General features: G+C 37.6%; 9 protein-coding genes and 1 pseudogene. 7 read left to right on the forward strand and 3 right to left on the reverse strand.

What is annotated here, in order from left to right; genetic code table 11:
- Nucleotides 1–525: LCP family protein (locus BIV60_RS23965; RefSeq protein WP_141770540.1), on the forward strand; the 525-nt coding region annotated here is incomplete at its 5' end.
- Nucleotides 526–581: 56 nt separating this feature from the next.
- Here the strand turns inward: BIV60_RS23965 and BIV60_RS23970 are convergent.
- A pseudogene (locus BIV60_RS23970) lies at nt 582–944 on the reverse strand (2,5-dihydroxypyridine 5,6-dioxygenase NicX family protein); the annotation flags it as partial.
- A 566-nt stretch (nt 945–1,510) separates the two neighbouring features.
- On the opposite strand from BIV60_RS23970, the gene BIV60_RS23975 reads away from it, so the two are divergent.
- The 5 genes from BIV60_RS23975 (at nt 1,511) to BIV60_RS23995 (ending at nt 5,401) form a co-directional block, all read left to right on the forward strand.
- Complete coding sequence (locus BIV60_RS23975; RefSeq protein WP_071358230.1) at nt 1,511–1,735, forward strand: helix-turn-helix domain-containing protein; 225 nt, start codon at nt 1,511–1,513, stop codon at nt 1,733–1,735.
- A 297-nt stretch (nt 1,736–2,032) separates the two neighbouring features.
- Nucleotides 2,033–2,569, forward strand: a complete 537-nt coding sequence (locus BIV60_RS23980; RefSeq protein ID WP_071358231.1) for a competence protein ComK — start codon at nt 2,033–2,035, stop codon at nt 2,567–2,569.
- Between the two features lie 82 nt (nt 2,570–2,651).
- Complete coding sequence (locus tag BIV60_RS23985; protein WP_256218526.1) at nt 2,652–3,650, forward strand: DnaD domain protein; 999 nt, start codon at nt 2,652–2,654, stop codon at nt 3,648–3,650.
- Nucleotides 3,650–4,912 carry a replicative DNA helicase gene (locus BIV60_RS23990; protein WP_071358232.1) on the forward strand — a complete coding sequence of 421 codons (1,263 nt, stop codon included), beginning with the start codon at nt 3,650–3,652 and terminating at the stop codon, nt 4,910–4,912. Before BIV60_RS23985 ends, BIV60_RS23990 begins: the two co-directional genes overlap by 1 nt.
- Before the next feature lie 66 nt (nt 4,913–4,978).
- Nucleotides 4,979–5,401 carry a hypothetical protein gene (locus BIV60_RS23995; RefSeq protein ID WP_071358233.1) on the forward strand — a complete coding sequence of 141 codons (423 nt, stop codon included), beginning with the start codon at nt 4,979–4,981 and terminating at the stop codon, nt 5,399–5,401.
- A 137-nt stretch (nt 5,402–5,538) separates the two neighbouring features.
- Here BIV60_RS23995 and BIV60_RS24000 read toward each other — a convergent pair whose 3' ends face one another.
- Nucleotides 5,539–6,300, reverse strand: coding sequence for an Ig-like domain-containing protein (locus tag BIV60_RS24000; protein WP_256218527.1), 762 nt, complete (start codon nt 6,298–6,300; stop codon nt 5,539–5,541).
- A 349-nt stretch (nt 6,301–6,649) separates the two neighbouring features.
- On the opposite strand from BIV60_RS24000, the gene BIV60_RS24005 reads away from it, so the two are divergent.
- On the forward strand, nt 6,650–8,317 hold the full coding sequence (locus BIV60_RS24005) for an Ig-like domain-containing protein (RefSeq protein WP_071358235.1): 1,668 nt from the start codon (nt 6,650–6,652) through the stop codon (nt 8,315–8,317).
- Nucleotides 8,318–8,645: 328 nt separating this feature from the next.
- Here the strand turns inward: BIV60_RS24005 and BIV60_RS24010 are convergent.
- On the reverse strand, nt 8,646–9,629 hold a 984-nt coding region (locus BIV60_RS24010; RefSeq protein ID WP_083402424.1), incomplete at its 5' end, for a sodium:solute symporter family protein.

Below are 9,629 nucleotides of genomic sequence, written 5' to 3' on the forward strand. Positions count from 1 at the left end.
ATTAACTACTATGTAGAAACCAATTATTGGGGCTTTCAATCCATGGTAAATTCTGTTGGCGATATTGATATGCATGTTCCATTTGATGTGACCTTGACCCATCCATGGTATAAAGAAAATAAAAATAAAGTCATTCAAGCTGGAAATCATACTTTAGATGGAAAATTAGTAACAGAGATTGTCCACGAACGTTATTCGCTTAAAAATGGAGAATACGGACGCCAACAATTGCAGGAAGAGGCTATGAAAGGAATTGCTAAAAAGGCATTAGATCCAAGTAATATTGCGAATCTGCCTTCATTAATCAATTCTATCTCTGATTTTATTGTTGCAAGCAATATGTCAACATCTGATATGTTAAGCCTTGGTCTTGCAGTAAAGGAATTTGATCCAAACAAACAATTATCCTATCATCAATTACACGGTGTGGGGAAATCGATGTATGATGATATCTTAAAAGCTAATAACTCACAAATCGTTTTAGATCAACAGCAAATTAAAGAGATAATGTCTAAGTATTTTTAAAGAAATAATCGCAAGATGGTATGAATATTCATGCCCTCTCTGCGATTTTTTGATTTTCACAGGGATGTCCCTACTGTCTGGTTAAATTTCCCTTTATCCATGATAAAACGGTCATAGATATAGAAGCTTGGTTCTTTTACAGCTCCATCGATGTGGACTCCAGCGGAGATGGTTCCCCCAAATGTATTATTGCTGCCAAGTGCAACATGGATGGTTCCATAGACCTTTTCATCTTCCAAGACAACGCCAGTAATTCTCGCCTTATCATTCGTACCAATGTCGAATTCAGCCAGGCTCCTGCCGTCGCCATCACCCAGAGTCTCTAATAGCATTGGCTCTGCATCCCCTTCCGCATGAACGATTCTTCCATTCTCAATCGTAAGCAGCACCGGAGATTCCAACCGACCAATTCCGGCAATCCATTGATTTGAAAATAGCACCAAATCTTTTACAAACCAACCAGTTCCGACACCTATCTTTTCAATCAAACGTTTGATTAAAACAAAAACAAAGCCTTTTGGAAAACGAACATTGTTCTGTTTCCGAGGAAATTTTTTGTCGATAATACTGTTGAGCTTTTCCCGATAAATCTCCTAAACTATCAAAAAATGACTTTAGGTTAAAAAAAAGTACTAGTTTCGACAAACTGGGCTTCTACACAAACATTTAATGATTAAATTTTTCATGAAATAGCTAAACCTTATGTTGCTCTGCCAAAAAAACTATTTTATGACCATTCTTGATTGGTTCCGACAAAATTACTCACCAATCAATCGTTTGATTAAATTCGGTAACACCCCTTTATACAACAGTTTTTTCTATTCGAATGATTAAGAAAGTCGTCGAAGGTTGGAACCGCAATATTTGACAAAATCCTGACAATTATATAAAAATCCACAAACGGCATGTGAACATATACCACTTGAATTATTTTTTTGTGGTACTTTTTCACTATAGTCAATCCAAACAGAGTGGAGGTAGTGAGATGGAAAAAAAAGTGATTGTCAAATTGAAGAGCTTTGTGGAGAAACATGATTTGTCCATAAGAGAGATGTCCAGATTAACGGATATTCCTCGTCCTACTTTAAGTAAATTAAGAGATCAAAAAAGGCAAAATATTCATTTAAACCATATTTTGCGGATTGCCACCGCCTTTAACATCAATGATATTCGCGAAATAATTGACCTGGAAGACATACATACCGATTAGTTGTAATGATCTTCATTGGGGCGGCTTTTCTATCATCATACACATGTTCATTGCCGCCCTTTTATCTTGGGGAATGGGAACAAATAATATTGTTTAAGAGAATGGGATACTCCAGAGTTTCTTTAACATTCAGTCTCGGCACCCCTTCATTCAACCCCATAATGTTAGTACCCAATCCACAGTCAATGAAACCATTTGCCAAAAAGATATCCCTTATTTTTGCAACCGCTTAATTGAATAGCTCTCACCTTTTGTTTTTCATACTTTCTTTAATAATGAAGGAGTTGTGGAACGTTTATGGAAAAATTCCATATCATTAAGCCATCTTTTATGTACATGGAAGGCCATGTTGATCGGAACGCGATGCTTTGTTCAAAGGTAACCCAAACGGATGGAATCATCCTTGTCGATAAATCCCCTGTCAAAATTCTCGACGACAGCATCCGATGCATTGGTTTTAATTTAAAAGGCGCTTTGGAAACCTCCAAATGGATCATGGGAGATTCCTATATGTGCCCCATCATGGTGAATCCGATTTTAAGAATCGTGGTGTTTCCAACAAAATCTATCAAGAATGAGGATTCCATCTGGTTGAACCCAAATCAAATTCTAAGGACGAGCAGTTATTTCAACAAGACAAGGGTTGAATTTAAGAATGGGCATACGCTTATTGTTCCATGCAGGTTATCTGCCTTTAACACAAAGCTGCAGACAGCGGAGCAGTTTAGAAGGATTACTTGTGGGATGGGGAGAGATCCTCTTTGTTTTGTTCTAGAGCCGAAGAGAAATCGGATTCAGCTTGGTCGGAAAAGACAAGAAAAGCGGAGCAACTAGAATATACAACTGCGACGGTTCCCATGGTCCAAAAAAGCCTCGAGAACCGTGCCCGTGGTCAGAAGAAAGGACAGTGATTATGATGGCAAAATATAGAATGGTGCGTACTGAATTTTGGAAGAATCCAATCGTTTCAGAGGAGATGACTCCGGAGGACAAATACTTTTATCTTTATCTGCTTACGAATCCGCATACGACTCAAATTGGAATCTATAAAATCACAAAAAAACAAATGGCTTTTGATATGGGCTATTCAATTGAGAGTGTTCACTCATTAATGGAGCGCTTCATCGAGCATCACAAGTTGATCCGCTACAATCCTGAAACAAGAGAACTTGCGATTAAAAACTGGGGTAAAGATAACCTGGATAAAGGCGGGAAACCGGTCATGGATTGTATTCTTTCCGAATTAAAAGAGGTGGAGGATCATTCGCTTATCCTTTATGTTTCGGAATCCATTCATAAACAGGACATTCGCAGCCTTTATGAATCTTTTTATAAACATGAAGAGATGTTTTTCTGCAACAAAGTCAGAGAACAAGATGAAAGTGATACATATAGAACGGAATGTGAAGAAATGGACGATCCGTTACTGAACCGTCATACGATACGTGGACAAAAAGAAAAACAAAAAGAAAATGAAAAAGAAAAACAACAAAGAGCTTTCTATCCAAGTATAGATAATCATCCAGACATAGAAAATGCCTTCCAGAGTAATCAAAAAACAGAAGATGTGAAAGAAATTGCTGAGTTTTGGGACGCGAATGGATTTGGGTTTACGAACGTGAATGCGAAACAGCAGCTGTTATCTTGGCTGGATGATTCAAGCTTTTTACAACCGAAAGAGATGATTTTAAAAGCCATGAATATTGCCTGTGCCAATAACAAGCGAAGGCTGAACTATATTGTGGGGATTCTTAAAAACTGGGAAAATGAATCTTTACTGACCGTAGAAGAAGTTGATTCATATGGTGAGGCCCAAAAGCCTGTACGTAAGTCTAGGCCAATTCCCGTATCGCCTCCTCTCGGAAGAGCAATTCCAAGAGAATTTGAACTCGACCTTACGGCAGGTGAAGCGTGATGAGTATCGCAGAAAAAACGTTCTTAGGGAGCTTGATGAAGGCGGAGTATCTACTAAAGGATACCGTGATTCAACCGGAACAGCTTGAAAGTACACGGCATCAAGAATTAATGCGAAGAATGATGGAGTTATCGCGAGCGGGTAAGAATATTGATTTGATCACCTTTACCACCTTACCCGACCTTGAATCCTTTGGTGGAATGTCTTACCTTTCGGAGCTATTATCGTATGCAGATGTGGAGAAATTTGACGGAACGGAGAAGCTTATTCTTGAACAGTGGAAGGAGCGGGAAAAACGAAACATTTTGAGCATTGCCGCCATGAATGATTGGGAGATAGCGAAAGTCATTGCCGAATTGGATAAAATTAACCAAATGAAGCTGACGGATCACATGTCCTTGCAGCAGGCATTGGCCAATATTTATGAGGCCCCCTGGGAGGATCAAATGGACCTGAAAACTGCCACAACAGCCATCAAAAAGCTTGACGAAGTGACGGGTGGCTTTCAGAACGGGGAAGTAACGATTCTAGCGGCAAGACCCTCAATGGGAAAAACCGACGTGATGCTTCATTTTGCCAAAATGGCGGGTTGGGCTGGATATTTGCCGCTTGTATTTTCCTTAGAAATGCCTGAAAGGCTGATTACATCCCGATTAATTGCTTCAACAGGGGGCTTTAACCGCGCAAAAATGCGGGATCCGAAAAGAATGCTTACTCCAAATCAAAAGAATAGATGGTCGGATGTGATTGGGGATCTCACGGAAACCCATATGCAAATTTTTGATGGGGCTGGACAAACCATTGCCGAAATGAGAGCGAAAACGAGAAAGCTGATGCATCAATTTCCAAACAAGAAGCCAATCATTTTTATTGATTACTTAACACTGATTCAATCTAGTCAATTTTACGGAGGGAATTCCCATTTACAGGTAACGGAAATATCCAAATCTCTGAAAACGATGGCGAAGGATTTTGATTGCCCCGTCATTTGTTTAGCACAGCTCAATCGATCGGTAGAATCTAGGGCCAATAAGCGTCCGATGATGTCAGATATTCGGGAATCGGGCAGTGTGGAACAAGATGCCGATATCATTTTGTTCTTGTACCGGGAAGCGTATTATGACAAGAAATCCGAGGATCATTCCCTTGAAATCATTGTCTCGAAAAATCGAAATGGTCCAGTTGGAACCATCAGGGTGAATTACAACGAGCATACAGGAAGGATTGAGGACCAAAAGGAACATAGTCTTACCCTTGTTTAACCTATTTTGAGCCCTTTTAAACGTAAGCCCACGGCTGAAAGATATCTCATAACGAGGTGTTGTCACATGCTTGTGAAGGATCTATACCAAGATTGTTTACTTTTTGAAGAAACCTCATTGGCCCATTACATCTACCATTTACTAGCAAAGGAGAAAATTTCATTAGAGGACGACTCTTCCAAAATAGACTTAAACCAAGCGGATCATCAGAAAGTAGCGGAAATGATTGAAAACAATGTATTAGGGTTTCATAAGGTGGGCATCTACTCCCTGAAGATGAACCAGAAGGCTTTTGCCTTTATCTATGCGAGCAGCCAGGAAGAGGCTATCCAGTTCCATATCAAATCATTTCATAAAACCCCATTGAACTGTCACGAATATCCGCTAGAATTCGAACTTACTAGAGGAAATGGTGTCATTTCATTTCGAAACATGAGGAAGGAATTCAAGAGTTTTCCGGCTATAGCGGGATGTTTTATGAGGGCGTGACCAGTTGTCGATAGCTCGGACAAATTGCACTCATTAATCAAGTAAGTCCTTTGAATCCTCTCTTATAAAAAGCCCGATGTTATGAAAAAAATATCCCCTCTTAATCTTTAGATTATCAAGGGGATTTCAAATTAAATTTAGCGAACTTTTATTTTAGTTACTGGACTAACATTCTTTGCTTCATCCATAGAAGTTACATATAGGGTCGTATTTTTCTTCTGATTCTTGATGTTCACTTTAAATTGACCCTTATTATTTGCATTAGCTGTACCAATTACTTTATTACCCACTTTAATCGTGATGGTAGAGTATGCTTCGGCTGTCCCCGTAACTTCTTTTGTTGTACTATTAACAACTGTACTTATTTTCGGTGCTTTCGGTGCTATTTTATCAAGAACGATTACACTCTTAGCTGCACTTACATTTCCAGCCGCATCTTTCGCTGTCACCGTTAATTTTGTACCCTCTTTTTGGACTGGAATCGTTACTTTAAAATTGGCTTTTGTGTCCGCTTTTGCAGTATACTTTTTCGTTCCGATTGTAACGGTAATCGTAGCACCTGCTTCAGCTTTCCCAGTGATAACCTTTGTTAGATTTGAAACTGTATTAACAGTTGGTATAGCAGGTGCTATTTTATCAAGAACGGAAATACTCTTAGAAGAACTTACATTACCAGCAGCATCTTTGGCAGTAACGGTCAGCTTTGTACCCGCTGTTTGCGTTGGAATGATTACTTTAAAGTACCCTTTTACATCTGCCTTCGCTGAGTATTTCTTAGTTCCAATGGTAACCGTGACTGTAGCCAAAGCCTCAGTTGTACCTATGACTTGAGTAGATTTGTTTGAAACCTGATCTACTGTTAATACCGTTGGAGCTGTTTTGTCTGAAACTGTAACAATGGTTGCCTGGCTGACACTTGTACCGAATCAATAAAAAAGATCAGTAATAAGTTCAAACGTAGTTTATAAAGTTTTAAAGTTTACGGAGAATCAGAGGAGAATGTTTAGAAAAAAAATGACAGCAATCATGATGGCAACGATCCTATTATTTTTTTGATTTGCCTTACTAGAATCAAATACCCCTGAGTTGCTCTCTGATTTGACAACAGCCTGTGTGGCTCAGTTTTCTGAGTCACTTTTTTGTTATTTTAATAGATTAAGAATATAAAAAAATATCAAACTACTTATGATACAATAGAGAGATAGATAGAGAGATAGATAAATATTAAATTGATTAGGGTGTGGAGTATTGAAAACAATCTTATTAAAAGTTGGTTTATTAGCAACTCTTTCTGTTGGTTTAGTTGCTGGAAAAGCATCAGCAGAAGAAATGGATTGGTCTAAAAAATGTTTACCAATGGGTGAAATTAAACCGAATGAAAATCCAAACTTTCAACAAATTAATTGTTTGTTAACGAATGCAGCAATAAGTAAGAATATACCCCCTGAAGTTGTGAAAGGGATCGCCGAAAAAGAATCTTCTGGGTGGTTCCAGTTTAAAAATGGTCAAGTCGTTACTGATGGTAAAGGTTATGGAATTATGCAAGTAACAGATTCTGACCCAGATCCAGAAAGACTTAAAAGAGATATTATTTATAATATCAATCAAGGTGTAAATATTTTAAATGAAAAGTACAGTTGGTTAGAAGCTTTAAAATTGCCTGGGATAAAAGGTGCTGGAAGAGAAGTAATTGAAAATTGGTATTTTCCAGTTATGGCATACAATGGAACCGCACCGGTAAATAGTCCAATAAAACGTAGTGACGGTTCTAGAAATTGGAATACTTATCAAGATAAAGTTTTTAATAATATTAAAGAACAAAGCTTCTTAGATAACACAACTCCAGCTAATTTTCCATTTGAGTATAAAGATTTTAGTTATGATCCAAACAGCAGCACAAATATTAAGTTTAATACGTTAGAGTATGTTTTAACGAATGAACTTCATGAATCGGTTTATTTTCTGAAAAAAGGTGAAATAGTAAGAGTAACAAAAGATGAAGCACCTTTAAGAGAACAGCCTACCACATCATCAAAGTGGACAGCACAACCTTTAAATAAGGTTTTTATTTTGGATGGAGATTTCAAATATACAGAAGAACTAGATACAGGAGAACCAGATAAAGATAGCCAGAACGTTTTTACATGGTTCCATGTCACATCAACCGATGGTAAATCTTCTGGATATATAGCTTCTGCCTATATCGCCAAAAAGAAAGATTTTGTTGCTCCAATTGTAACTGGAGTCAAACATAATGCTGCTTATAATAAAGATGTGACAATCACTTTTGATGAAGGTACTGCTTTATTGAATGGTATTGCCTTTACAAATGGTCAAACAATTAAAAAAGACGGTAAATACACTTTAGTTGTTAAAGATGAAGAAGGCAACACAACGAAAATCATCTTTACAATTGATAAGACTAAACCAGCTACTCCTTCAATGAATAGTGTATCAGATCTTTCTACTATTGTTACGGGAAAAGCGGAGGCAGGTTCAACAGTTAAATTATCTATCAACAATATGTATCAAAAAAGTACAACAGCGGCAGCAAACGGTATCTACAAATTTACAATTTCGAAGCAAAAAAGCGGAACAACAATTAGTGTAACTGCAACAGATAAAGTAGGAAATGTAAGTGCACCGAAGAGTTTAAAAGTCGTTGATAAGACGCCACCAGCTATTCAAAGTGTTAATAAAGTCACTTCTAAATCTAAAATTGTAACTGGAAGCGCCGAAAAATACGCAACAGTGAAAATTTATAGAGGCAGTACACTTATTGGCAAAGGGGCGGTTTATTCAAATGGCAAATTTTCAGTAGCTATAAAAACTCAGAAAGCTAATACGTATTTAAAGGTTTACGTGATTGATAAAGCTGGAAATCAAAACTACCGTACGATTAAAGTCATAAAATAATTAATACGATGTGATAAGAAGTGAATTTCTTATTGCATCGTGTTTTTTTGTAGCAATCTGGAAATAAAAGGGGGAGAAGTGCATTACTATTGAAAATTTGGAGTTTATAAACTATAAACCCTTACTATTAATACAATTATTTCTAAACATAGAAAACTAATTAGTATAACTAAAATTGACCAACCCTAATTCGGATTGGTCATTTATAGTTTTATATAGGCTACTCTAAACTTTCATAGCCTGTCGATCACCGTAAACACATAATGACCGATACTCAGCGTCATCCTAAAAACAAACCACCGATACCCCTTATTCACCAACTAAGGGATCAAATAGTCTGTGATTTATCTTTCACAGTTACTATTGCTTGAGATATTATACTCACGATTACCATTGAAATAGCATTAATCACCAATGCAATAAAGCCGATATTTAAATCCTGAATGAATGACGGCATGAACGGAAATAGTGTAGCCATTGATGTTTTTGTGATGGTAACGTATGCAACGATACCTACACCAACGATAATTCCAGTAAATGCACCATGCTTTGTTACAACACTATTTTTAAAGAAAGCGGCAACTAACGGCGGGAAAAACTGTGTAGCTAAATTAAATGCCATTAGGGAAAGCGTGACAAGTGAATTCCCCTTATCTAAAGCAAAATATAAACCAATCGCCGATAACACCGGGACCAATAATTTGGTTTTTATTAATAATTTTTCATCCGTTGTATTAGGAAAAAATACTTTATACACATTTTTTGTAAGGATTGTTGCACCAGTCATCAATAGGACGGAACCAGGGACTAAAGCGGTTAATAATCCTGCGGCCCCGATTAGTCCGACAAACCACGGATCAAACGTTTTAGTAACAAGTTGAAGTAAAGCTAGATCGCCGGCAGCTCCTTCTAACCCTGGAATTTGCAACACGGCGGTAAACCCGACAAAGAGAATAAACAGGAGCATCAGCGTGTACAATGGTGTAATGACAGCATTTCTGCGCAGAGCATTTCCGCTCTTTGCTGAGTAGATTGGGCCAAATGTATGTGGAAACATATAATAGCCAATTACAGTTAACAAAACGGTGGAAGTATACCAGGTAAGATTTAACCCTTTTTCAGGAAAAGTGAAAAAGTCTGGTTTCGCTTCTGAAACAGCTTGAAACATGGGATGAATACCCCCATAGTAATGAAAAGGCATATAAATTCCGATAAAGAGAACCAGAGATAAGACTAAAATGTCCTTCATAACAGCTGTCCATGCCGATCCATGTATCCCTGAAATCATCACATAGATTGTCACGGAAATAAC

The organism is Bacillus sp. MUM 116 (assembly GCF_001866655.1).
GTDB lineage: Bacteria > Bacillota > Bacilli > Bacillales > Cytobacillaceae > Neobacillus.